The 24,837-nt window shown below is 59.0% G+C and carries 23 protein-coding genes and 1 tRNA gene; 5 read left to right on the top strand and 19 right to left on the bottom strand.

Annotated elements, in window-relative coordinates; genetic code table 11:
- Nucleotides 1–36: 36 nt before the first annotated feature.
- Nucleotides 37–1,449 carry an exodeoxyribonuclease VII large subunit gene (gene xseA / locus I6N98_RS05240; protein WP_198570744.1) on the top strand — a complete coding sequence of 471 codons (1,413 nt, stop codon included), beginning with the start codon at nt 37–39 and terminating at the stop codon, nt 1,447–1,449.
- 25 nt (nt 1,450–1,474) lie between these two features.
- Here xseA and I6N98_RS05235 read toward each other — a convergent pair whose 3' ends face one another.
- The 13 genes from I6N98_RS05235 to ffh form a co-directional block, all read right to left on the bottom strand.
- Nucleotides 1,475–2,128 (bottom strand): Crp/Fnr family transcriptional regulator, encoded by a 654-nt coding sequence (locus I6N98_RS05235; RefSeq protein WP_198570743.1) that lies wholly within the window; start codon nt 2,126–2,128, stop codon nt 1,475–1,477.
- 274 nt (nt 2,129–2,402) lie between these two features.
- Nucleotides 2,403–3,905, bottom strand: a complete 1,503-nt coding sequence (gene lysS / locus I6N98_RS05230) for a lysine--tRNA ligase (protein ID WP_198570742.1) — start codon at nt 3,903–3,905, stop codon at nt 2,403–2,405.
- Between the two features lie 53 nt (nt 3,906–3,958).
- Nucleotides 3,959–5,057 (bottom strand): peptide chain release factor 2 gene (prfB, locus tag I6N98_RS05225; RefSeq protein ID WP_198570741.1). Its coding sequence is split into 2 segments (ribosomal slippage): nt 3,959–4,981 and nt 4,983–5,057, totalling 1,098 coding nucleotides; the frame shifts between segments, so codons are not numbered across the junction.
- Between the two features lie 108 nt (nt 5,058–5,165).
- Nucleotides 5,166–6,893 carry a single-stranded-DNA-specific exonuclease RecJ gene (gene recJ / locus I6N98_RS05220; protein ID WP_198570740.1) on the bottom strand — a complete coding sequence of 576 codons (1,728 nt, stop codon included), beginning with the start codon at nt 6,891–6,893 and terminating at the stop codon, nt 5,166–5,168.
- A 3-nt stretch (nt 6,894–6,896) separates the two neighbouring features.
- Nucleotides 6,897–8,294 (bottom strand): threonine synthase, encoded by a 1,398-nt coding sequence (gene thrC, locus I6N98_RS05215; RefSeq protein WP_198570739.1) that lies wholly within the window; start codon nt 8,292–8,294, stop codon nt 6,897–6,899.
- A 67-nt stretch (nt 8,295–8,361) separates the two neighbouring features.
- Nucleotides 8,362–9,669: a homoserine dehydrogenase gene (locus I6N98_RS05210; protein WP_232787469.1), complete on the bottom strand. Its 1,308-nt coding sequence runs from the start codon at nt 9,667–9,669 to the stop codon at nt 8,362–8,364.
- Nucleotides 9,670–9,816: 147 nt separating this feature from the next.
- On the bottom strand, nt 9,817–10,593 hold the full coding sequence (locus I6N98_RS05205; protein ID WP_198570737.1) for a DsbC family protein: 777 nt from the start codon (nt 10,591–10,593) through the stop codon (nt 9,817–9,819).
- An 89-nt stretch (nt 10,594–10,682) separates the two neighbouring features.
- Nucleotides 10,683–11,576: a site-specific tyrosine recombinase XerD gene (gene xerD / locus I6N98_RS05200; protein WP_198570736.1), complete on the bottom strand. Its 894-nt coding sequence runs from the start codon at nt 11,574–11,576 to the stop codon at nt 10,683–10,685.
- 150 nt (nt 11,577–11,726) lie between these two features.
- Nucleotides 11,727–12,089, bottom strand: coding sequence for a 50S ribosomal protein L19 (gene rplS, locus I6N98_RS05195; protein WP_273475563.1), 363 nt, complete (start codon nt 12,087–12,089; stop codon nt 11,727–11,729).
- Between the two features lie 31 nt (nt 12,090–12,120).
- Nucleotides 12,121–12,870 (bottom strand): tRNA (guanosine(37)-N1)-methyltransferase TrmD, encoded by a 750-nt coding sequence (gene trmD / locus I6N98_RS05190; RefSeq protein ID WP_198570734.1) that lies wholly within the window; start codon nt 12,868–12,870, stop codon nt 12,121–12,123.
- Between the two features lie 77 nt (nt 12,871–12,947).
- The gene (rimM, locus tag I6N98_RS05185; RefSeq protein WP_198570733.1) at nt 12,948–13,481 is read right to left on the bottom strand and encodes a ribosome maturation factor RimM; all 534 of its coding nucleotides are present in this window, start codon (nt 13,479–13,481) and stop codon (nt 12,948–12,950) included.
- Nucleotides 13,482–13,751, bottom strand: a complete 270-nt coding sequence (gene rpsP, locus I6N98_RS05180; protein ID WP_198570732.1) for a 30S ribosomal protein S16 — start codon at nt 13,749–13,751, stop codon at nt 13,482–13,484.
- Nucleotides 13,752–13,945: 194 nt separating this feature from the next.
- Nucleotides 13,946–15,328: a signal recognition particle protein gene (gene ffh, locus I6N98_RS05175; protein ID WP_198570731.1), complete on the bottom strand. Its 1,383-nt coding sequence runs from the start codon at nt 15,326–15,328 to the stop codon at nt 13,946–13,948.
- Between the two features lie 276 nt (nt 15,329–15,604).
- On the opposite strand from ffh, the gene I6N98_RS05170 reads away from it, so the two are divergent.
- The gene (locus tag I6N98_RS05170) at nt 15,605–16,405 is read left to right on the top strand and encodes a cytochrome C assembly family protein (protein ID WP_198570730.1); all 801 of its coding nucleotides are present in this window, start codon (nt 15,605–15,607) and stop codon (nt 16,403–16,405) included.
- 76 nt (nt 16,406–16,481) lie between these two features.
- Nucleotides 16,482–17,750 (top strand): HlyC/CorC family transporter, encoded by a 1,269-nt coding sequence (locus tag I6N98_RS05165; protein WP_198570729.1) that lies wholly within the window; start codon nt 16,482–16,484, stop codon nt 17,748–17,750.
- A gap of 53 nt (nt 17,751–17,803) precedes the next feature.
- On the opposite strand, the gene I6N98_RS05160 is transcribed toward I6N98_RS05165, so the two are convergent.
- Genes I6N98_RS05160 through queA form a run of 5 tightly spaced genes read right to left on the bottom strand, consistent with a single transcriptional unit; the run spans nt 17,804 to nt 21,078 of the window.
- Entirely contained in the window at nt 17,804–18,001 is a 198-nt protein-coding gene (locus tag I6N98_RS05160; RefSeq protein ID WP_198570728.1) for a DUF1289 domain-containing protein, read from the bottom strand.
- 1 nt (nt 18,002) lies between these two features.
- Nucleotides 18,003–18,533: a gamma carbonic anhydrase family protein gene (locus I6N98_RS05155; protein ID WP_198570727.1), complete on the bottom strand. Its 531-nt coding sequence runs from the start codon at nt 18,531–18,533 to the stop codon at nt 18,003–18,005.
- Nucleotides 18,534–18,562: 29 nt separating this feature from the next.
- Nucleotides 18,563–18,880 carry a YqfO family protein gene (locus tag I6N98_RS05150; RefSeq protein WP_198570726.1) on the bottom strand — a complete coding sequence of 106 codons (318 nt, stop codon included), beginning with the start codon at nt 18,878–18,880 and terminating at the stop codon, nt 18,563–18,565.
- Entirely contained in the window at nt 18,873–19,982 is a 1,110-nt protein-coding gene (gene tgt / locus I6N98_RS05145) for a tRNA guanosine(34) transglycosylase Tgt (RefSeq protein WP_198570725.1), read from the bottom strand. Before tgt ends, I6N98_RS05150 begins: the two co-directional genes overlap by 8 nt.
- 7 nt (nt 19,983–19,989) lie before the next feature.
- Entirely contained in the window at nt 19,990–21,078 is a 1,089-nt protein-coding gene (queA, locus tag I6N98_RS05140; protein ID WP_198570724.1) for a tRNA preQ1(34) S-adenosylmethionine ribosyltransferase-isomerase QueA, read from the bottom strand.
- Between the two features lie 157 nt (nt 21,079–21,235).
- On the opposite strand from queA, the gene I6N98_RS05135 reads away from it, so the two are divergent.
- Nucleotides 21,236–21,322 (top strand) — tRNA-Leu (locus tag I6N98_RS05135).
- A 198-nt stretch (nt 21,323–21,520) separates the two neighbouring features.
- On the opposite strand, the gene I6N98_RS05130 is transcribed toward I6N98_RS05135, so the two are convergent.
- Nucleotides 21,521–22,186: a hypothetical protein gene (locus tag I6N98_RS05130; RefSeq protein WP_198570723.1), complete on the bottom strand. Its 666-nt coding sequence runs from the start codon at nt 22,184–22,186 to the stop codon at nt 21,521–21,523.
- Nucleotides 22,187–22,650: 464 nt separating this feature from the next.
- Here I6N98_RS05130 and I6N98_RS05125 point away from each other — a divergent pair, with 464 nt between their 5' ends.
- The gene (locus I6N98_RS05125) at nt 22,651–24,708 is read left to right on the top strand and encodes a TonB-dependent receptor (RefSeq protein WP_198570722.1); all 2,058 of its coding nucleotides are present in this window, start codon (nt 22,651–22,653) and stop codon (nt 24,706–24,708) included.
- The last annotated feature ends 129 nt before the right edge of the window (nt 24,709–24,837 follow it).

The following is a 24,837-nucleotide window of genomic DNA, read 5'->3' as shown; positions in this document are numbered from 1 at the left end:
TACCCGAGAAACCCTATATCTTGATATAATCCGGCGATGAATCCACAACAAACGCCATTTGCCGCCTTATCCGCCGACAGCGGTGCCAGCCAACTCAGTGTCAGCCAACTCAATCGCCTGGCTAAACAGCTACTTGAAGACTGTTTTCCCGCTGTAACGGTGGTGGGAGAGCTGTCCACCCTGTCTCGCCCCAGCTCGGGCCACTGGTACTTTACCCTTAAAGACGACAGTGCCCAGATTCGCTGTGCGTTTTTTCGCGGCCGCAACCGCCTTTGCAAAATTAACCCCGAGCCGGGACAACAGGTTCAGGTCAGCGGCAAGGTCAGCCTTTACGAAGGCCGGGGCGACTATCAGCTGATCGTAGACAGCCTGCAACCCGCTGGTGCCGGTGCACTGGCGGCCGCCTTCGAAGCCTTGAAAGAGGAGTTGCGGGCCGCCGGCTGGTTTGACACCGATCGCAAGCGCCCCCTGCCGGAACGTATTCGCCACATCGCCGTGGTCACCTCGCCTACCGGCGCGGCACTGCAGGACATTAGCAGCGTGTTACAGCGCCGCTGGCCCGGCACCCGAATTACCGTACTGCCGGTGCTGGTCCAGGGCGACCAGGCCGCGGGTCAAATTGCCGAGGCAGTGCGTCAGGCCAATGCATTGGTGGAGAGCGGCGAGCAGGACTTCGACGTGTTACTGCTCAGCCGCGGCGGTGGCTCATTGGAGGATTTATGGCCCTTTAATGAGCGGCAGGTGGCTGAGGCCATTTACCAATCCCAGCTGATCACCGTCAGCGCCGTGGGTCACGAAGTGGATTTCAGTATTGCCGATTTTGTCGCCGATCTTCGGGCGCCGACACCCTCCGCCGCTGCCGAAATGCTCAGCCCCGATCAGAGCCAGCTGCTGTCGCGCCTGCATCTGCTCCGGGGCCGCTTGGCCGCCGCCCAGCAACGTCAGCTGGGACAGTATCGGGATCGATTGGCGGCGCTGCGCAAACGGCTTCGAGACCCCCGCCAGCGCTTGCAGGAGCAGGCCCAGCGTTTGGATGAACTGGAGCTGCGACTACAGCGCCACTGGCGACTGGGCCAGGGTCAGCGCAGCCAGCGCCTCAAAGCGGCCAGTCGACAGTTGCAGATGCTGAGCCCCCAACATCAATTACAGCGCCGGCACAGCGAGCTGGCAGGACTGGAGCAGCGCCTGCTACGGGCCAGTCAAAGCACACTAAAAACCCAGCAGCAGCGCCTGGTTTATCTCAGCCAACGGCTGCGCAGTTTGGGCCCCGAGCAAACTCTGCAGCGGGGCTACAGTATCGTCACCGGTGCACAGGGAGAAGTGATTCGGGATGCCGCCTCGCTCAGCACCGGCCAAGCACTGCAGGCCCGGTTTGCACGCGGCAGCGCAGGGCTGAAAGTGGCCAGTATTGAGGGCGACAAAGAAAAGTCTGCGGGCACCGATCAATAGCTGCCGCGGGAAGCGAGCGGATGTTCTAGTAGCTTTCCGGCAGCTTCTTCTTGATTACGATATGCCGGCCATCCACCTCGATATACTCGCCAATGGTGAGGTCTTTAAGAATTCGCGCCACCATCTCCCGGGATGAGCCAACCCGATCGGCAATCTCCTGCTGGGTGAGCTTTTCCTGGATACGCATGCTGCCGTCCTCGTCTTCCGGCTCCGCGAGGTTGGTCAACACTTTGACCACGCGGCCGTAGACATCCTGCAGGGCCAGGCTTTTGACATCGTTGGTCAGCTTGCGAATGCGGCGAGTCAGGTTTTTATTGAGGATGCGGGTGATATTGGGGTGCAAATCCAGGATCGATTTGAAATCTTCTTTGTAGATAATCCGCACCGTAGTGGGCTCCATGGCCCGCACTGACGCCGAGCGCCGGTCGTCATCCAGCAGTGCCAGCTCACCGAAGTAATCCCCCGCCTCCAGCAGGTTCAACACAAAGTCCTTGCCACCCTTATCGCTACAATAGACTTTGACCCGACCGGACTCTACCACAAACAATGAATCTGCCACGTCCCCCTCGTGAATCAGCACAGTGTTCTTGGCGAACTCTCTAACAATGCTGGTATCCCGCAGCAGACGAATCTCGTCAGGCGACAAGCCGTCAAACAAATCCACATTTTCGATGCTCATGGTTGTGCTCCGATAGGGTCTCTCGGCGTTGACGCGACTATAGCATACAAGCGCAAGTTGCTGTCCAGAATGGAAGTTTTCTGGTGATTAGGGTGGCAACAATTCGGCGGACAAAGAAAGCGTTGTCCGCCCTACAAGACTGGTGGTCGTGGTGGGTAAATCGGCGGACACGAACAGCGGTGTCCGCCCTACTGGCTCGGGTGGAACCACCATCGGCGGGTTAAAGCGGCGTCGCGTAGGGTGGACATCCCCAGGATGTCCACCGTCAACAATATCAGCCCTCGGGGCGCATATGGGGGAAGAGCAGTACGTCGCGAATCGACGGCGAGTTGGTAAACAACATCACCAGGCGATCGATACCAATGCCCTCACCCGCCGTGGGGGGCAGGCCGTATTCCAGGGCGGCGACAAAGTCGGCATCGTAGTGCATGGCCTCGTCATCACCCGCGTCTTTCTCCGCCACCTGAGCCATAAAGCGCTCGGCCTGGTCCTCGGCGTCATTCAGCTCGGAGAAGCCGTTAGCCAGCTCCCGGCCACCGACAAAAAACTCGAAGCGATCGGTGACAAAGGGATTGTCGTCACTGCGCCGGGCCAGGGGCGACACCTCGGTGGGGTACTCAGTAATAAAGGTGGGCTGATCCAGTTTGTGCTCGGCGGTTTCTTCAAAGATCTCGATCTGGATTTTACCCAGCCCCCAGCTGTCCTTGACCTCAATACCCAAGCCCTTGGCAATGGCTGTGGCCTGATCTTTGTCGCCCAACTGCTCGGCAGTGATGCCCGGGTTGTATTTGAGGATAGCGTCAAACACGGTGAGCCGTTCAAAGGGCTTGGCAAAATCGTAGTCACTGCCCTGGTAGTGAATCTGGGTAGTGCCCAACACTTCCTGCGCCACGCTGCGCAGCATGTCTTCGGTGAGATCCATCAGGTCCCGATAATCCGCATAGGCCTGGTAGAACTCAATCATGGTGAACTCGGGGTTGTGACGTGTGGATAAGCCCTCGTTGCGGAAGTTACGGTTAATCTCAAAGACCTTTTCCATGCCGCCTACCACGAGGCGCTTGAGATACAGCTCCGGTGCAACACGCAGGTACATATCCAAATCCAGCGCGTTGTGATGGGTGACAAAGGGCCGCGCGGTGGCACCGCCGGGAATCACCTGCATCATTGGTGTTTCCACCTCGACAAAGTCCCGCTGGGCGAGATAGTTGCGGATGGAGCTGATCATTTTTGAACGAATCGCAAAGGTGCGCCGGGAGTCCTCGTTCATGATCAGATCGACATAACGCTGGCGGTAGCGGATTTCCTGATCCTGCAGACCGTGGAATTTATCCGGCAATGGCCGCAGCGATTTGGTCAACAGGCCGGCCTCTTCCATGTACACATAGAGGTCGCCCTTGCCGGATTTGTGTACTGGCCCACAGGCGTAAATGATGTCACCGATGTCCCAGTGCTTGATCTCTTCGGTCAACTCTGCCGGCAGGGTTTTCTTGTCCACGTAGGCTTGAATGCGGCCACTGACGTCCTGCAACACCATAAAGGGGCCGCGCTTGGCCATAATACGTCCAGCCACCTTGGCCTTGCGATCCAGCGTCTCCAGCTCGGCTTTTTCCTTGTCGCCCAGCTCCTCTTGCAATGCCTGCGCGTAGGCGTCGCGGCGGAAGTCATTGGGGAAGGGATTGCGCTTCTCCCGGATCGCCGCCAGTTTGGCGCGGCGCTCGGCAATCAGGCGATTCTCTTCCTGGGCGTCTTGCTGTTCAGACTTGGGGTGCTCGGACATAGTTAAATTCCCGGTTGATGCTTTAGCTGGATAGGCGTGGAAAAGCGGTCGACTTACAGACCCGACTTCAAACTCGCTTCGATAAACATATCCAGGTCGCCGTCCAACACGGCGTTGCAATTGCTGGTCTGCACATTAGTGCGCAGGTCTTTGATGCGCTGATCGTCCAGCACATAGGAGCGGATCTGGCTGCCCCAGCCGATGTCCGCTTTACTGTCTTCCAACTCCTGGGCGGCGCTGCTGCGCTTTTGTATCTCCAACTCGTAGAGCTTGGCCTTAAGCATCTTCCAGGCCTTGTCCCGGTTCTGGTGCTGAGAGCGCTCGCTCTGGCACTGCACAACAATGTTGGTAGGGCCGTGGGTCAGGCGCACCGCGGAGTCGGTTTTGTTAACGTGCTGACCACCGGCGCCGCTGGCGCGATAGGTATCGGTGCGCACATCGGAGGGATCGATATCGATCTCGATATCGTCGTCGATCTCCGGCGACACAAACACCGAGCAAAATGACGTGTGGCGGCGGTTACCGGAATCAAAGGGCGATTTGCGGACCAGGCGGTGTACGCCGGTTTCGGTACGCAGCCAACCAAAGGCGTATTCGCCCTGCACATGGATAGTGGCGCTTTTAATACCGGCGACCTCACCGTCGGAGGCTTCCACCAAGTCGGCTTTAAAGCCTTTGTCTTCACACCAGCGCAGGTACATCCGCAGCACCATATTGGCCCAGTCCTGCGCCTCAGTGCCGCCCGATCCGGACTGGATATCCAGGTAGCAATTGTTGGGGTCCATTTCGCCGGAAAACATGCGACGAAATTCCAGTTTGGCCAGTACCGCCTCCAGGCGATCGATATCGGACTGCACCGCCTCGACGGTGTCGTCATCGCTCTCTTCGATGGCCATTTCCAACAGCTCTTCGGCGTCGGCGATACCGGCGTCGAGTTCATCAATGGAGGCCACCACCGCTTCCAGGCTGGAGCGCTCTTTACCCAATTCCTGGGCCCGGGCGGGATCGTCCCACACTCCCGGGTCGCCCAGTTCCAGCTCGACTTCGGTCAGGCGCTCTTTCTTGTTAGCGTAGTCAAAGATACCCCCTAAGCGTATCTGTACGCTCGGTCATATCCTTCAGGGCTGTGCGCAGGGCATTGGTTTCTAACATTGGTGGCGAGTTCCCGACCGCGGTGAAAAGCCGGGCATTTTACCTGATGGGGCCGGCGCCTGTTAATACTCAGCACCGGTAGTAATAGCTACCGGGGGCCAGTTGACTCTAGCCAGCCGGGCGAATGTGCTCCACCAGCAACTGCAAAGACAGCCGGTCCCGCCACAGATTGCTGTCGAGCTTATAGACCAACTCCACTGTCTCAACCTCCGGCGCCGGCCACTGCTCCAGGTCGATATTAAAGGCGATGGCATCCACCGCCTCACCCTCTGGCGCCCCCGAAAACATCGGCTGCAATTGCATTTTAAGGTGCCGCTCGCCAACCAGGCGCTGGGACAAAAGACGAAATTCACCGTGAAAGACCGGCTCGGGAAAGCCCTGTCCCCAGGGGCCGGCACGGCGCAGTTGCTCAGCGGTTTCCAGAGCAAACTGCGAGGCCTGCAAAGTGCCGTCGCAATGCACCACGGCCTCCAGCTGGTCCTCGCTGAGCAGCTCTGCCACCGTGGCGGCGAACACCTCGCTGAAGCGCGGATAATCTTCCGTCGCCAAGGATAAACCCGCCGCCATCGCGTGGCCGCCAAATTTTCGCAGCAGATCCGGGTGGCGCTTGGCAATCAAGTCCAGGGTGTCCCGCATATGCAGGCCGGGAATGCTGCGGGCCGAACCCTTGACGTGCCGGTCATCCTCCTCGGCAAAGGCAATCACCGGGCGGTGAAAGCGCTCCTTGATCCGCGAAGCCAGAATCCCCACCACCCCCTGGTGCCAGGTCTCATCAAACAGGCACAGCCCCGCCGGGATATCCGCCTGATCCAGTTGCAGGTGGGCCAAGGCCTTGAGGGCGTCCTCCTGCATGCTCTGCTCGATGGCGCGCCGCTCCCGATTGAGGCCATCCAATTCGGCGGCCAAATTCAGGGCGCGGTCGGGGTCGTCCTCCAGCAGGCAGCGAATCCCCACCGTCATATCATCAAGCCGCCCGGCAGCGTTAAGCCGGGGCCCCAGAGCAAAACCCAGATCGCTGGCCACCAGGCGCTGGGGATCCCGGCCAGACACCCTCAGCAAGGCAGAAATTCCCGGCCGGCAGCGACCGGCACGGATGCGCCGCAAGCCCTGCTCCACCAGAATCCGATTGGCATGGCTGAGGGGCACCACATCGGCGACGGTGCCCAGTGCCACTAAATCCAGCAGTTCGCCCAGATTGGGTAGAGAATCCACACCCTGCTGTCGCATTTGCGCCCGCAGTGCCAGCAGCAAATAGAACATCACCCCCACCCCGGCCAAGGACTTATCGGGGAAAGGACAGCCGGGTTGATTGGGGTTCACGATTGCCGCGGCCTCCGGCAGTGCATCGCCGGGCAGATGGTGGTCGGTCACCACCACCGGGATACCGTGGCGCGCCGCTGCGGCGACGCCTTCGATACTGGAGATGCCGTTGTCGACCGTGACAATCAAATCGGGCTGGCGCTGGGCAGCCACCTCGACAATTTCCGGGCTGAGGCCATAGCCAAATTCAAAGCGATTGGGAACCAGAAAATCGACATTGCTGGCGCCCAAAGCCCGCAGGCCCAGCATCGCCAAGGCGGTACTCGTGGCGCCATCGCAATCAAAATCACCGACGATCAGAATGTGCTGATGATTGGCAATGGCCTGCTCCAGACGGGCAACCGCCTGATCCAGACCCAGCATGGTGGGCTTGGGCAGCGCATCCAGCCCCAACTTAAGGGCCTGGGAATCGGCGATGCCCCGGGCGGCATACAATTGGGCTAGAAGAGGAGATCCGGCATCCAGGTCAGTGGATGCCGGCACGTCGCGATAGGCAACTCGGGGAAAGCCACTCACGGCTTAAGCGCGGATATTGGCAGCCATAAAGGAATGCACGGCAGCCAGGTCGTTATCGATGACCTCGTAGCGCTCATCCAGATCAAACAGATCGGCCATATGGTGGGGCAGTGGCGGCGCATCCGGGTAACCGGCCTTCATCACCGCTTCGGGGAACTTGGCGGGATGGGCCGTGGCCAGGGTGACCATGGGCACACTGCGGTCCTGCCAGCACTCCCGGGCCGCCTTCACTCCGATGGCGGAATGGGGATCCAGCAGGTATTCACTGTCTTCGTAGACACGGCTGATGGTGTCGACGGTGGCGGCATCGTCAACACTGTAGCTGTTGAACAAGCCGCGCACCTTATCAAAGGCCGTCGCGGGGATGGATACCGTCTCGGTGTTCATGCGCTCCATCAGGTCGGCAATGGCGGCGCCATCCCGGTCGAAGCAGTCAAACAACATGCGCTCGAAGTTGGAGGACACCACGATATCCATACTGGGGGACAGGGTGTGCTGCAGCTCGTGCTTCTCAAACTGATTGTTGCTGATAAAACGGTGCAGAATGTCATTCTGATTGGTGGCCACTACCAGCTGCTCGATGGGCAGTCCCATTTGCTTGGCCAGGTAGCCGGCGTAGATATCACCGAAGTTGCCGGTGGGCACCGAGAAACTCACCCGGCGCGACGGTGCACCCAAGGCATAGGCGGCGTAAAAATAGTAGACGATCTGGGCCATGATCCGCGCCCAGTTGATAGAGTTCACCGCCACCAGCTGGCGCCCTTCCGGCAAAAAGCCCTGGTCGGCGAAGCTGGCCTTGACCATGGCCTGGCAGTGGTCAAAGTGCCCTTTGAGGGCGATGTTGTGGATATTGTCTCCCATCACCGTGGTCATCTGCCGGCGCTGTACTTCCGACACCCGCTGATAGGGGTGGAGAATAAAGATATCGATATTGCTGCAGCGCTTGGTGCCGTGGATGGCCGCTGAACCAGTGTCACCAGAGGTGGCCCCCATAATCACCACTTTCTGCTGGCGCTTTTCCAGCACATAGTCCAGCAGGCGCCCCAGCATCTGCAGGGCAAAGTCTTTAAAGGCCAGAGTCGGGCCCTGGAACAATTCCAGCAGCCACTCGTTGTGCCCCAGCTGCACCAGCGGCGCGATAGCCGGGTGGCGAAACTCGCTGTAGGTATCGTCGATGATGGCCTTTAGATCGGCATCCGGGATGCAGCCCGCCACAAAGGGCTGCACGATTTCAAAGGCCAGGTCGGTGTAGGGCAATGAAGACCAGGCGGCGATCTGCGCTTCGCTGTAGTGAGGCAGCGATTCCGGCACATAGAGGCCGCCGTCTGGCGCCAGGCCAGTGAGCATGACGTCTTCAAAGTTAAGTGCCGGCGCCTGGCCGCGGGTGCTGATGTATTTCACGGTGTCTTCAATCTCGTTTCGTTGGCGGGGTCTGCCCCCGCGCCAATATCACTAGCCGGCTGGGGTATTAACCCGCCAAAGATTCCACACGGATGCGGGTCACTTCGCCGACAATGCTTTCCAGGCCTTCTATGCGACTTACCGCCGCGGACAATTTGCCTTCCACGGTGCGGTTGGTAAGGATAATCATCGGCACCAGGTTTTGCCCTTCAGCCGGCTCCTTCTGGATCAGCGCTTCGATACTGATGCCGTCGTCGCTGAGAATTTGCGCCACTTTGGACAATACCCCGGGGCGGTCCACCGCGCTCATGCGCAGATAGTAAGCGGTTTCCACATCGTCAATGGGCAGTACCGGGTGGCTGCTCAATGCCGACTGCTGGAAGGACAGGTAAGGCACCCGATTCTCCGGGCCTGCGGTCAGGGTCCGGGCGACATCGACGATATCGGCCACCACCGCCGAGGCGGTGGGCTCGCTGCCAGCACCGGCGCCGTAATACAGGGTTGGACCCACAGCGTCGGACTGCACCATCACCGCATTCATCACGCCATTAACATTGGCAATCAGGCGCTTCTCGGGAATCAGCGTGGGGTGTACCCGCAGCTCAATGCCCTTGTCGGTGTCCCGGGCGATACCCAAGTGCTTGATGCGGTAGCCCAGCTGCTCGGCGTAGGTCACATCTTCCTGGGAAATCCGGCTGATGCCTTCGGTATAGGCCTTGTCGAACTGCAGAGGGATGCCAAAGGCCAGAGACGCCAGAATCACCAGCTTGTGGGCAGCGTCGATGCCCTCCACGTCAAAAGTAGGGTCGGCTTCGGCATAGCCCAGAGCCTGGGCCTCGGCCAGCACATCGTTGAAGTCCCGGCCCTTTTCCCGCATCTCGGTGAGGATGAAGTTACCGGTGCCGTTGATGATGCCCGCCAACCAATCGATTTTGTTACCGGCCAGGCCTTCCCGCAGTGCCTTGATAATGGGAATGCCCCCGGCCACAGCGGCTTCAAAAGCAACTGTGACGCCATGTTCGGCGGCAGCGGCAAAAATCTCATTGCCGTACTCGGCAATCAGCGCCTTGTTGGCCGTCACCACATGCTTGCCATTGGCAACGGCCTTGAGCACCAGCTCTTTGGCCACGGTGGTGCCGCCGATCAACTCAACGATGATGTCGATCTCGGGGTTTTCGGCCAACGCAAACACGTCGCGGTTTACCGGCACCGAGCCGGTATCGCAATTGGGGTTGTCACGGCGTGCACCAATCTCGGCGATAACGATGTCGGTGCCTACACGGGAGGCAATTTCCTTGGCGTTGCGAGTCAGCACATTGTATGTGCCGCTGCCGACGGTACCGAGACCGCAAATTCCTACTTTGATCGGGTTCACTGCCACTCCTTCAGGGAATTCCCACGCTAAATGTATATCGGCCTGCCCCGCGTCCGGTGGGACGCGAATGGCCGGGAAAACGCGCATTTTAGTAGAGCCGGGGCCGCATTACCACGCCGCCCCGAATAGAGAATGATCGCCGGGCGATCAGCGCAGAACGGTAGCCGCCAATTGGTCGGCGGGTTTGTAGCCAGGTATCAGGCGGCCAGACTCGGTGACAATCGCAGGCGTACCGGTCACACCCAGCTGCGCGCCCAGACGATACTGCTCTGCCACTGGGTTGGCGCAGGTTTTAGTGGGCACATTGCCGCCTTGCTTGAGAATATCCATGGCCGCCTGGCGATCATCTGCGCACCACGCGGACACCATTTTACTGTAGGTGGGAGACTGAGGGCCCACGCCTGCCCGAGGATAAGCCAGGTAATGCACGGCGATACCCAGCTGATTGAGGCGCGGCACTTCCTGATGCAGCTTTTGACAGTAGCCACAGTCCACATCGGTAAAGACGTAGAGCGAAGCTTTGGTTTCACCCTTGGGGCTGAAAGTAATCATATCGTCGTCGCTCACCGCTGACAGGGCGGCCTTGCGCTCCGGCATCAGGCGCTTTTCCTCGACGTTTTCAATGCCGTTTTCACCGATTTCGTACAGTTCACCCAGCAGGATGTACTTGCCATCCGGGCTGGCGTAAAAGGTGGGACCATTTTGCACTTCGGCCCGGTACAGACCCTGGACCTCGCTTTTGCTCACCGACTCGATACTCAGGTCGGGGCGCGCCGATTTAAAAGACGCTCGAATCGCACTTTCCGCCGCTTTGTCGACAAAGGTCTCGGCCTGGGCTTGCGTGTGGGCAAAGGTAAGAGGCAGGACCACTGCCATCAATGCCGCCACGCCCAGACGACGACACATTGCGTTAGCTAACTTCATTCAACCATTTCTCCAGTGGCCAGTGGCTATCCAAACTAAGAGTCCTAACCACCGGGTAAAGTTTCCCCGCTCCGCTCGCTGTGCCCCTGTCACCCCCGGGGGTGGTGGGCACTGTGCAGGGATTTCATCCGCTCTCGAGCGACGTGGGTATAAATTTGTGTGGTACTGAGATCACTGTGCCCCAACAACAGCTGCACCACCCGCAAATCAGCGCCGTGGTTGACCAAATGCGTGGCAAAGGCATGCCGCAGGGTATGGGGAGACACTTCAGCTCGAATTCCAGCACGCAGTGTATACTGTTTTATCCGGTGCCAAAACGTCTGACGTGTCATCATGCGCCCGCGCCGGCTGGGAAACAGCACGTCGGATTCGCCATCGGCCAGCATTGCCGGCCGGCCGTACCGCAAATAGCGCTGCAGCCAATTCAACGCCTCCTCCCCCAGCGGCACCAATCTCTCCTTATCGCCTTTGCCCACCACCCGCATCACCCCCTGACTGAGGCCGACATGGGCAAAACGCAAGCTGACCAGTTCAGTAATACGCAGACCAGAGGCATAGAGCACCTCCATCATCGCCCGGTCCCTCAGTTCCAGAGGGTCATCGGTATCAGGCGCGTCGAGTAAGGCCTCCACATCGGCCTCGCTGAGAGATTTGGGTAGTGGTCGCCCCAGACGCGGAGCGTCGATATCCGCCACGGGATCTTCCTGCAGGCGCCCTTCCCGCACCTGATAGCGGTAAAAGCCCCGCAGGCAGGACATCAGCCGCGCGGTGCTGCGAGCGGATTTGCGGCGGGAGCCCGCTGAGCCAAGATAGCCCAGCACATCGGCCCGAGACGCGCCAAGCAGCGAGCCACCCTCGCCCTCCAGCCACGCAGCCCAGGCCGTCAGGTCTCGCCGGTAGGCCTGCAGACTGTTGTCACTGAGGCCTTTTTCCAGCCACAGCGCATCAATGTAACGATCAATAATATCGGCGTCGCCGGCCATATGCCGCTCGCTTCAGGTTGGGTCATCGCATGGTAGACAGCCGCCGACCAAATGCCAATCGCCCAGGACAACACCCAATAACCGCCCACTTAGCGGCCACAAACAAAAAAGGCAGCCAATGGCTGCCTTTTTGAAATTTCGGTGAAAAACTTAGCCTTTGTTGGCCAGCTTCTCTTTGATGCGGGCAGAACGACCGCTACGCTCGCGCAGGTAGTACAGCTTGGCCTGGCGCACGTCGCCGCGACGCTTGACCTGAATGCTATCGATCAGCGGGCTGTAAGTTTGGAAAGTACGCTCAACACCCACGCCGTGGGAAATCTTACGCACAGTAAAGGCAGAGTTCAGGCCGCGATTGCGCTTGCCAATGACCACACCTTCAAAGGCCTGAAGACGCTCACGGTTACCTTCCTTAACCTTTACCTGAACGACAACGGTGTCACCGGGGCCGAATTCCGGCAGCTCTTTGGCAGTCTGCTCTGCCTCCAGCTCGGCGATAATCTTGTTCATGGCCATGCTCCTGGTTTTGTAGCTTCACAGCTAGCTGTTAGTTAATGTCAATGTCCTGCTCGCGGCAAAACTCCGCCAGCAATGTTTGTTCTTCCTCGCTGAGCGCTCGCTCTCTCAGCAACTCCGGGCGCCGCTGCCAGGTTCGCCCCAGCGCCTGTTTGAGGCGCCAACGTCGAATGGCTTCGTGGTTACCACTCAACAACACCTCTGGCACACCCTCGCCGTCGTAAACCTCTGGCCGGGTATAGTGCGGGCAATCCAGCAGGCCATCGGTAAACGAGTCCTGCTCGGCGGACAAGGCATGTCCCAGTGCCCCCGGCAACAGGCGACTAACGCCGTCAATCATGACCATCGCCGCGAGTTCACCGCCGCTGATCACGTAATCCCCAATCGACCACTCTTCGTCGACTTCCCGGCGAATCACGCGCTCATCCACTCCCTCGTAGCGTCCGGCCAACATGATCAGCGCCGGTTGCTCTGCCAAGGACTGCAAACCCGCTTGATCCAGCGGCCGCCCCTGGGGGGATAAATATATTGTTCTGGCCTGGGGCCCCACTTCCTGTCGCGCTGCCTTCAGCGCTTTGGACAGTGGCTCCGGCATCATCACCATGCCGGGCCCGCCGCCGTAAGGTCGATCATCAACGGTTTGATGCCGATCCTCGGTAAACTGCCGCGGGTTCACGGCTGTCAGTGACAGCAAACCGCGCTGTACTGCTCGGCCACTGACACCGTAATCACTGACCGCAGCCAGCATTTCCGGAAACAGTGTCACCACAGCTATCTTCACGGCGCACTCCCACCCGGCATACTCTGTTTTTCTAACTACATCTGGTTAAACCTAGTGCAGCGATAAAGCGCCCCGGACTAAAACTCCGGATCCCACTCCACCGCCAGGCGGCCTTCATCCAGTTCGATCGCGCCGATGTACTGTCCCGGCAGATAGGGAATCAAGCGCTCCCGATCATCGATACTGCCGGCACAAGGCTTTACCACCAACACGTCGTTGGCACCGGTCTCGATAAGGTGATCCACCTTACCCAGCAACTGATCATCTCGGCTGGTATACACCGCCAAACCCACCAGTTGGTGCCAGTAAAACTCGTCGTCCTGTAGCGCCGGCAGTTCATCCACTGCGACACTCAGCTCCAGCCCACAATAGTCTCGGGCCAGCTCCCGATCGTCCACACCCTTGATATGGGCCACAATGCCCTTGCCGTGGATGCGGCTTTGATCGATTTCCAGCTCCTGCCAGCGCCCATTTTTGCGCACTTGGCAGTGGCTGTAGTCCAGAAAGTTCTGCATTGGCTGGGTAAACGAATGTATCTTTACCCAGCCTTTGACCCCATAAACTGTGGTGATTTTGGCAATCACCACCCGCGACGGGGTCTCGCCAGCCATTTACTCGGCAGTGAGTTGCGCGCTGTCAGCGGCAGGCGCTTCTTTAATCAGCTTGGCAACACGCTCAGACAACTGCGCACCCTGGCTTACCCAGTGGTCGATGCGAGCAGTGTCCACGCGCAGACGCTCTTCACCACCGCGGGCGATGGGGTTAAAAAAGCCCACACGCTCGATGAAGCGACCATCCCGCGAGGTGCGGCTGTCAGTGACTGTCAGGTGGTAAAAAGGGCGCTTTTTGGAGCCGCCGCGAGCCAGACGAATAGTGACCATGCTTGTTCCAATTCCTAGCGTTTTTGTGGCGAGCGACAGTGCCCGCACGACACGATTCCGACGCCCCGACCGGAGCCGGGGCCATAAAGGCGCGAGATTATAAGGGAAACGCCCGCCCATTGAAACCATTTTTTCGACCGACTTTCGCCTTCGCGCAGGGCTGGCCGGTGGGCGCTAGCTGCAGCGCAGCCGGACTACATTCCGGGGAAACGCCCGCCGGGGCCACCGCCGGGTGGCATCATGCCGCCCATGCCCCGCATCATATTGGTCATGCCGCCCTTCTGACCCATTTTTTTCATCATTTTGGCCATTTGCTTGTGCTGTTTAATCAGGCGGTTGAGATCCTGGATTTGCGTGCCAGAGCCCGCCACGATGCGCTTTTTGCGGGAGCCGTTGAGAATGTCGGGATTGCGGCGCTCCGCCGGGGTCATGGAGTTGATAATGGCCTCCATGCGGGTGAACATTTTGGTGTCGACTTGGTTTTGCGCCATCTGCGCCATGTTGCCCATGCCCGGCAGCTTATCCAGCATGCCGGTGAGGCCGCCCATTTTTTGCATCTGCTGCAGCTGGTCGCGCAGATCTTCCAGGTCGAATTTCTTGCCCTTCTTGATCTTTTTGGCCAGCTTGTCGGCCTTTTTCTTATCGAGCTTGGCCTCGGCCTCGTCGATCAGCGACAGGATGTCCCCCATCCCCAGGATGCGGGAGGCGACCCGATCGGGGTGAAAGGGATCCAGAGCATCGGTTTTTTCGCCCACACCCAGAAACTTGATGGGCTTGCCAGTGATGTGGCGCACCGACAATGCGGCACCACCCCGGCTGTCGGCGTCCGACTTGGTCAGGATCACCCCGGTCAGCGGCAGCGCCTCGCCGAAGGCCTTGGCCGTATTGGCGGCATCCTGACCGGTCATGGCATCCACCACAAACAGCGTCTCGACGGGCTTAATGGCACCGTGGAGTTCCTGGATCTCGGTCATCATATCGGCGTCGATATGTAGGCGACCGGCAGTATCCACAATCACCACATCGTAAAAGCGCTTTTTGGCCTCGGCGATGGCCGCATTACCGATATCCACCGGTTTTTGCTCGGTCGTACTGGGGAAGAATTCCACGCCGACCTCGCCGGCCAGGGTTTCCAGCTGCTTGATGGCCGCCGGCCGGTAGACATCGGCGCTGGCCACCAGCACTTTTTTCTTTTCTCTTTCTTTGAGGTATTTGGCCAGCTTACCCACCGAGGTGGTTTTACCCGCACCCTGCAGGCCGGCCATCAATACCACCGCCGGGGGCTGCACACTAAGGTTGAGCGACTCATTGGTGTCGCCCATGATGTGCTCCAGCTCCTGCTGGACGATCTTGACGAACATCTGACCGGGGCTCAGGCTGCGGCTGACTTCCTGGCCCACGGCCCGGGTGCGCACTGCCTCCACAAAGTCCTTGACCACCGGCAGCGCAACATCCGCCTCCAGCAGGGCCATGCGTACATCCCGCATGGCATCCTTTATATTATCCTCGGTGAGTGTCGCCTGGCCGGTCACATGGCGCAGGGTTTGGGATAAACGTTCGGTCAGATTTTCAAACATGAAAACACATCTCAGATTAACGTGGGGTGGCGTCGCAGGCTCTGGGCATTCAGACCGGGACGACTCACAATCCGGTTTACAGCAACACCTAAGTCGACATTCAGACTATCGCCCGCTTACAATCGACCACAGCCTGTGGCGGGGAGTTTCCGCCGGCAACCCTATTTTAGGAGGCGGCAGTATAACCGACCGCGACACTCAGCCCCAAGTCGCGACGCGAATACGGCACCACAATAGACAACGTTACAACAACGGGATGCACTTCACCGCGCCAACATGAATACCGCCACCAGCTTTATTGCGATTACTTTGTACATCGTTGCCACTGCGCTACAACTGCGCCGCATGCGGGCCGCTTCCAACTCCACTGTGGGGCCGGGACCAACCGCGCTGGCCATCGGCGCCCTGGCTACGGCCTGCCACCTTTTTGCGGCGGCCAGCGCCATTCACACCCCCGATGGCGCCCACCTTGGCGCCATTCAAGTCATGTCCCTGGTCGGCGCCACCATTGTGGTCATCACACTGAGCGCCAGCCTGCGCCGCCCGCTGCACAACCTGCTGATGGTGGTCTACCCCCTGGCCACCGTGCTGCTGCTAGCGGAGTGGCTGACCCCCGCGGCCGAGAATTTGGAACACTACTCCACCGGCGTACTCAGCCATATCGTGCTGTCTATTTTGTCTTACAGCGTACTGACCATGGCCGCCGCCCAGGCTCTGATCCTGTGGGTTCAGGACAGCCGCCTGCGCCACCACCGACTCACCGGCTTTCACAGCCTGCTGCCCCCCATTCAAACCATGGAGGCCATGCTGTTTGAGTTGATTTGGGCCGGGCTGATTCTGCTGACCCTGGCCATTGTCACCGGCGCGATCTATGTGGACGACCTGCTGGCACAGCATCTGGCCCACAAAACGGTATTTTCTCTACTGGCGTGGCTGCTTTTTGCGGTGCTGCTGGGCGGCCGCATGATTCTGGGCTGGCGGGGGCGCATTGCCATTCGCTGGACCCTGGGTGCCTTCGCCTGTTTGCTACTGGGCTATCTGGGCACCAAAGTGGCCCTCACAGTGATTACGCTGTAAGCCGGACCCGCGCTTGTACCCCATGTCTTTTTTCTTCAAGATTAGTCCCTCATTTTTCGTAGGAGCGTAAGGCCGTTTGAACGAGGCACCGCTGGGTCTGCTATTTGGAATATTAGCTGGGTTGATCCTGTTGTCAGGATTCTTTTCCGGGTCGGAAACCGGAATGATGTCCCTCAACCGCTACCGACTCCGACACCGGGTAAAATCCGGCCACCGCGGCGCCAAACGCGCCGCAAAGTTGCTGGAGCAACCGGACACGCTGATCAGCACCATTCTGATCGGCAATAACCTGGTCAACAACCTGGCCGCCGCTATCGCCACCGTCTTGGCGATACGCCTCTATGGCGATAATGCGGTGGTGCCGGCGTCGATTTTGCTGACGCTGGTATTTCTGATTTTCGCCGAGATCATCCCCAAAACCGTGGCCGCCTACAAAGCTGAGGTCGTGGCCTTTACCGTCAGTCATATTCTGCTGCCGCTGAAAAGCCTGCTGTTTCCGGTCATCTGGCTAGTCAGCCACGTCACCCACTTTTTCCTGCGGGTTATCGGCGTAGAGAAAAACTCCGACGAGGAGCAGATTGGTCTGGAAGAACTGCGCACCATTGTCGACGAGGCCGGCCACCTCATCCCCAGACACCACCGGGGGATGCTGATGAACATCCTCGACCTGGAGCGGATCACCGTCGACGACATTATGATCCCCCGCAACGAGGTCTTTGGCATCGATATCGACGCCGAGACGGATGAAATCATTCACCGCCTGCGGGACGCCGAGTTCACCCGTATCCCCGTCTACGACCGGGATATCGACAATATCGTGGGCATTCTCCACCAGCGGGACATCATCAACAGCGTCGATGCCCAGGGCCAGGTCCAGCGGGAAGCGCTGATGAAGTCCGTGCGCAGCCCCTACTTTATTCCCGAGGGCACGCCCCTACACACCCAGCTGTTTAACTTCCAGAAGCAGAAGCGGCGCATGGGCATCGTGGTGGATGAGTACGGCGTAATGCAGGGCGTGGTGACCTTGGAGGATTTGCTGGAGGAGATCGTCGGCGAATTTACCTCCAACCTCAGCACCGACCCCGACGACATCCAGCCCCAGCCCGATGGCAGCTACCTGATCGACGGTACCACCACCATCCGAGACATTAACAAGACCCTCAAGTGGGAGCTGCCTACCGACGGCCCCAAGACCCTCAACGGCTTATTGCTGGAGCAGCTGGAGTCTTTCCCTGAGGCCTTGGCCGGTGTCAGCATCCAGCCGTATCAGTTTGAAATCAAAGAGATGAAGGGCAACCTCATCCAGTCTGTGCAGGCCCGGCGCAGCGGCAAGCGACGTCGCTAGACTTAACTCTGGAGCCCCTGGCCGGACAGGGGCTCGGACAAGGAAACGGGACCTCAGCCCAAACCAAATCGCGCTTTACTGCGCTGGTTAGCCGCAAGGATCACTTCGCGGCGCCGCTCGTTGCCCATCGACGACCAGTCGCCAATCTCATCGAGGGTGCGAAAACAGCCGGTACAGACATCCTGGTCATCCAGCGCACAGACCGAAATACAGGGTGACGCCACCGGCTTGTCGGAGTTGGAATCGGCCATATCAGTCGTCGCTCTGCTCCGAGAGCCCGGCGGCAAAGCGGTGGCCATTTTCCACATAGTGGCTGGCCGATAGACGCAAGGCAGCCTGCTCCTCTTCGCTCAGCATCCGCTTGACCTTGGCCGGCGCCCCCAACACCATCGCCCCATCGGGTATCTCGCTGCCCTCGGTCACCAGGGCATTGGCACCGATCAAACAACCTTTGCCAATCTTGGCGCCATTGAGCACTACCGCATTAATGCCGATCAGACTGCCATCGCCGATGGTGCAGCCGTGCAGCATGGCCTTGTGACCGACAGTAACATCCTCGCCGATTTGCAGGGGGAATCCGGGGTCGGCGTGAAGCACAGAGCCGTCCTGTACGTTGCTGCGGGGACCCACGGTAATGCGATCTGCATCGCCGCGGATCACCACGTTAAACCACACACTGCTGTCCTGCTCCAGCACCACCTTGCCAATCACGGTGGCATTGTGGGCAACGAACTGGCCACTGCCCCGCAGTTCTACGCGATCGTCATCCAGTTGGAATAACACGGCTCTCTCCTCTTTATCCTGTGCTGCCCTTAGACCACCACATCCACCAGCGCGGTTACGTCAAAGGCCGGCTCTTCGTAGGGGTGGGCGCGCTTGAGGGCGTGGACCACATCTTTGATCGCACCGGGCTCGCACAGGGTTTCCACCCGGTACTCCGGCACCGTCTCCAGATTGCCTTTCTCGCCCAGGTAGGGCTGAGAATCCCCCACCGGGCGAAACTGCCCGTAGCCCAGGGTTTGCCAACAGCAGCTTTGGTAGTCCCCTTGCTGGCCGGCACCGGCGGCAAACACCGCCTGTTTGACCGACTCCAAGTGGGTCACCGGAACGAAAAACACCAGCTTATACATGACTACGCCCTTCCTGCGTTGCATAGAACTCGTCGGCAAACTGATCCAGGCGCCCGGCTTCTATGGCGGCCCGAATCGCTGCCATGTGGTTCTGATAGTAACGCAGATTGTGGATGGTATTCAGTTGCGCGCCGAGGATCTCCTTGCAGCGATCCAGGTGGTGCAGATAGCCCCGGGAAAAATTCTGGCAGGTGTAGCAGTCGCAATTGGCGTCCAAAGGCTGGTCGCTGTGGCGGTGCACGGCGTTGCGAATTTTGATTACCCCAGTGGAGGTGAACAGGTGGCCGTTGCGGGCGTTGCGGGTGGGCATCACGCAATCGAACATATCGACGCCCCGGCGCACCGCTTCCAGGATATCGGCTGGCGTGCCGACCCCCATCAAATAATGAGGCTTATCCTGGGGCAGGTGCTCAGCCAGGCTGTCCAGCACCAGCAGCATCTCGTCCTTGGGCTCGCCCACCGACAAGCCGCCAATGGCATAGCCGTCAAAGCCAATCTGCTGCAAACCGTCCAGAGATTCACGGCGCAGCTCTGGATACATGCCGCCCTGGATAATGCCAAACAGCGCCGCGTCGTTACCGTTGTGGGCGGTTTTGGAACGGGCCGCCCAGCGCAGCGACAAGGCCATGGAATCCCGGGCCTGCCGCTCGGTGGCGGGATACGGGGTGCACTCGTCAAAAATCATCACGATATCGGCGCCCAGGTCCCGCTGCACCTGCATGGAGGTTTCCGGGTCCAGGTAGACCTTGCTGCCATCCACCGGCGACTGGAAGGACACCCCCTCTTCGCTGATCTTGCGCAGCTTGCCCAGGCTCCATACCTGAAAACCGCCGGAGTCCGTCAAAATTGGGCCCTGCCAACCGATAAAATCGTGTAAATCGCCGTGCTCTTTGACCACCTCGGTGCCGGGGCGGAGCATCAGGTGAAAAGTGTTACCAAGGATGATTTGCGCGCCGACCTCGACGATATCCCGAGGCAACATGCCTTTCACGGTGCCGTAAGTGCCTACCGGCATAAAGGCTGGGGTTTCCACTTCGCCCCGGGGAAACGTCAGCCGGCCACGGCGGGCCAAGCCGTCCTGGCCCAGCAGTTCAAAACTCATCCGGCACTCACTCACGGTGCTCACTCCTGTTGTCAGTGCTCTTGTTGTCGGTGGACGCACTGGGCAATAGCAGCATGGCGTCACCGTAACTGAAAAAACGATAGCGCTGCGCCACCGCCTCCCGATAGGCCGCCAATATCCGCTCCCGCCCCATAAAGGCGCTCACCAGCATAATCAGTGTCGACTCTGGCAAATGAAAATTGGTGATCATGGCGTCAACGCATTTAAAGCGATAGCCGGGGTAGATAAAGATATCGCTGTCGCCCTGGAAAGGCGCCAATTGGCCACTGGCCCGACAGGCCGATTCCAAACTGCGCACGCTGGTGGTCCCCACCGCCACCACTCTGCCGCCCCGGGCACGCGCGGCCTCCACCTGCCGGCAGACCGCGTCGCTGACCTCGATATACTCGGAGTGCATTTGGTGCTCGCGGATGTCGTCGACACGAACAGATTGAAAGGTCCCCGCACCCACATGCAGGGTAACAAAGGCGGTATCTACACCTATTTCCCGACACTGCGCGATTAGCGCCTCGGTAAAATGCAGGCCCGCCGTCGGCGCCGCCACCGCACCATCCCGAGAAGCGTACACTGTCTGGTAGCGCTCCCGGTCTTCCGCTTCGTCCTGGCGGTCTATATAGGGTGGCAGCGGCATATGCCCCCACTGCTGCAGCACGTCCAACACCGGGCGATCAAACCGCAGGGCAAACAGGGCGCCGTCTCGACCGGTGACCTCTACCCGATCCCCCCCCGGGTCTGCCTGCTCGTTGGCGGCCAGACTTAACACCGCCCCCGCCTTGGGGGACTTAGACGCCCGCAGGTGGGCTATGGCCCGGTGCTCATCCAGCATCCGCTCAATCAGTATTTCCACCCGGCCACCGGTGTGTTTTTGGGCATACAAACGCGCGGGGATCACCCGGGTATCGTTAAAGACCAATAAATCTCCAGCCTGCAGGTAATCGACAATATCGGGAAACTGACGATGGGCCGGCGCCGCTTCTCCCTCAACAACCAGCAACCGACTGCCGTCGCGCTGAGCGGCTGGACGGTAAGCAATCAGGTCTTCGGGGAGATCAAAATGGAAATCGCTGCGCTGCATGGAAGGCTGACAAACCGTGGGTATCTCGAAAAGGCGCAAGATTAGCGGAATTCAGCCTTCGACACCAACTGAAGCCAAAGTCTATTGGCAATCGGCGTTGACCCCCGACGACGGCGTGCTTATAATCCTGCGCCTTCCACAGTCGTGTGGACACCGTGCCAGAGTGGTGAAATTGGTAGACACGATGGATTCAAAATCCATTGGGGTAAAACCCGTGCCGGTTCGAGTCCGGCCTCTGGTACCATCTCTTTGAGATGAGTGATAAAGAATTCTATCCCAACGATGCAGGCAATATCGGCGTCATGTGGACGATATATCCACGCATATTCAGATATAAAGATTGGATATAGAAAAGAAAAGAAAAGCCCGGCCTTTGCGCCGGGCTTTTTTTATTTACCTATGGGCCGCTGCTCCCTCGGGGCCAGCAAACCCTCCATTCCCCTTAGCCCGCCTTTTTGGTGGCACCGCTGATGGCATCGGGCTCAGACCCATCCAGCCCCTTCATAATGGCTTCAATTCTCAACAAACTGAGTTTAGTGATAGAGAACAAGAGCTCTACTTCTTTGAGCATAAGGGCCCGGTAACGGGCAATAGTGGCTTGCTCACCTTCGCCGACGCCTGCCGGATCGACGGGCTCCAACACCGTATCGGCGGCGACAATGTCCCTGCGCCGGGTTTTCTTCCAATCGTCAAACAAGGCATTCCAGGAGCGTATCTCCAACTTCAGAACACTTTGGCGCTGACGAAGATAGGGAATATTGCCCTCGTATATCGCTTTGTCGGTACAGGGCGAAGCACAAGGAGTCATCGCCTGACTGATTTCTAGCTGCTCCTGACCGTAGGCTCGCTGCAACCAGCGCTTACGCTTAGTCAGCGCTGCCTCGGGCGAGTCCTCCCCCGCGTTGTTGGCAAGATAGCGGCTCAAACTCTGCGACACACTTTGCAAGCCTGCGGAGCCGCCCGCACCAGCTTCGCCACCGCTCAACGTCGCCACGGTCTCTTTCTGGGTGGCCAATGTGGCTTCAAACGCGAGGATGCCAGGCTCCACAATTTCTCCATCTTTGACCCAAGTCAGTGCTGTATCGATGTCCGCGGGCGGCCTAGGCACAGCGCTAAACAGCTCTGACAAGCTGTCACTATGGGCGCTAACTGCCTGTATCAACAGAACAAAAGCCACAAAGAACGAGCGAATAAAAGTGCATACATGCATGGTGATTAACTACCTTTTTGCGAGCGGATGAGTGTGTCAGCAGACATGCAAGCAAAAACGGCGCCTATTTTGGGCACTGGCCACACCGCCACCGCGCCCCGCCTTAGGGCAAAACGGTGGATGCCGACCGTGCCGCACAACATTACCATTTACCCATAGTATGGCGGGTCTCTTTTCCCCCCTCCGCCGCGCCGATACACTTAGCTCCACATTTAGGGCCGGTCAGGCTGGATCAGCCAACAATTCCCACAGATGCGGGGACGTGGCGATTCCGGCATCGTGGTATTCTCACCACGCCGCTCAGCAACCTTCGAGGTTGCGACTTAAAAACAACAACATGGCTCAAGGGCAAAAGATTGAAGATGTGGAGAGTAAAAAGCGCCATCCTCGCGCTAGCCGTCGCTTCTGTGGCAAACGCGCAAACCGACACCGATGCGCCCAGTGACGAACAAGCCAGGGCACTGGAAACCCTCACCGTAACCGGAACGCGCTTCGAACGCTTACTGACCGACGAAAGTCTATCTCTTAGCGTGGTCGATAAAACCGACATCGACACCGTGGGCCACGTTCATATCAGCCAGCTACTCAACCGGGTACCTGGGGTGTGGATCAGCCGTGGCAATGGTCAGGAACACCTCACAGCAATCCGCTCCTCAGTGCTGACCGGCGCTGGCAGCTGTGGTGCCTTTTTCTTCGCCGAGGACGGTATCCCACTACGCAGTCGCGGTTTTTGTAATGTCAACGAACTCTTCGACGTTAACAGCGAGCAGGCCGGCCGCATTGAAGTGCTGCGGGGCCCCGGCACCGCAGTGCACGGTTCCAATGCTCTCAATGGCGTTATCAATGTCATCAGCGCCGCGCCCAGCGAGGAGCCAGAGGGCCGCTTGTCGTTTGAGGGCGGCCCCCACGACTACAGCCGCGTCGCATTCCAGCACAGCGACAGCGGCGACAAGCAAGGCTACAGAATCAGTGCCCATGGCAGCCACGATGGCGGCTACAAAGACGACTCCGGTTTTGATCAGCAGAAAATGACTCTGCGCCACGACTACCAGGGGGAGACCTGGCACGTTCAGTCTCTGCTTTCTGGCAGCAACCTCAACCAGGAAACGGCGGGCTACGTACTGGGCGAGGATGCCTATGAAGATAGCAGCCGCAAGCGCGAAAACCCCAACCCCGAAGCCTACCGCAATGCCACCAGCGTCCGCGCCTACAGCCGCTTTGAGCGGGAGGGGACCCAGGATAGCCACTTAGTGGTTACGCCCTATCTACGCTATACCGAGATGGAGTTTTTACAGCACTTCCTCCCCGGCACGCCACTGGAGCAGAACGGCGAGCGCAGTGTCGGTGTGCAAACGGCGTTTTATCGCCAGACCGACGATGATCTGGTGATCCACAACGGTTTCGATATGGAGGTCACCAAAGCCTACCTGGAACAGAGCCAGGAGGCCCCAAGCTTTGCCAGCTTCCCCACTGGCGATCACTACGATTATGAGGTCGACGCCCTCTACGGCGCTTGGTTTGTGGGCGCTGACTGGGATGCCAGCGAGTCCACCAAACTCAGCCTGGGCGCCCGCTACGATATCCAGCTTTACGACTACGACAACCAAATGATCGACGGCAACACCGCTGCCGATGGCAGCGCTTGCCCCAGTGGCACCTGCCGCTACGCCCGCCCCGCCGACGATAAGGAGCGCTTTCGCAACTGGTCGTTCAATGCCGGCCTGGTGCAAAATCTGGGCGCGAATACTGACTTTGTCGTAAACCTGGCCAACGGCTTCCGCGCGCCTCAGGCAAGCGAGCTGTACCGTCTTCAGGCTCAGCAACTCAGCGCCAAACTGGATGAGGAGTCTCTAAACAGTGTCGATATCGGCCTGCGCGGCAGCTGGCCCACCGTCAACTACTCTGTCACCGTATTTTGGCTGCAAAAAGACGACATCATCGTTCAGGATTCCCAGCGCCGTAATTTCAACGGCGGCAAAACCGAAGGCCGGGGCATAGAGGTGGCGTTTGATTGGGCAATTACCCGCAGTCTCAGCTGGCACACCCAGGCCAGCTACAGCAAGCACGAATACGCCAACGACGCCCTCACCGACGAGGGCAATGAACTGGATACCGCTCCGCGGCAGATAGCCTCAACCCAGCTGCGCTGGCAGCCCTATGCCTCGACCGCTATTGAGGTAGAAGCGGCCCACACCGGGGAGTACTACCTGGATGCGGACAACCAGTTTGATTACCCCGGTCACACTTTGCTACACCTGCGCTGGCGGCAGCACTTTGGCGATCATTTGTACACGGTGGTGCGGGTGCAGAATGCCACAGATGAGGACTACGCCGACCGCGCCGACTACGCCTTTGGCAACTATCGCTACTTTATTGGTGAGCCCAGGGCCGTTTTCTTGGAAGTAGGATTGAACTTGTAACAATTGCACCGTAGGGAGTGGACCGTGTCGCAAAGTTCCGGATCACGACGTGAACCCAGTCACACTTTGTGGGTTCGGGGCCTGCCGCGACAAAGAATTTTCGTTATAACGTAGATTCTGTCGTTCACC

The sequence above is a fragment of the Spongiibacter nanhainus genome (genome assembly GCF_016132545.1).
Taxonomy (GTDB): Bacteria; Pseudomonadota; Gammaproteobacteria; order Pseudomonadales; family Spongiibacteraceae; genus Spongiibacter; species Spongiibacter nanhainus.
Note: the sequence above shows the minus strand (reverse complement) of the source record. Positions and strands in the feature narration are given on the sequence as shown.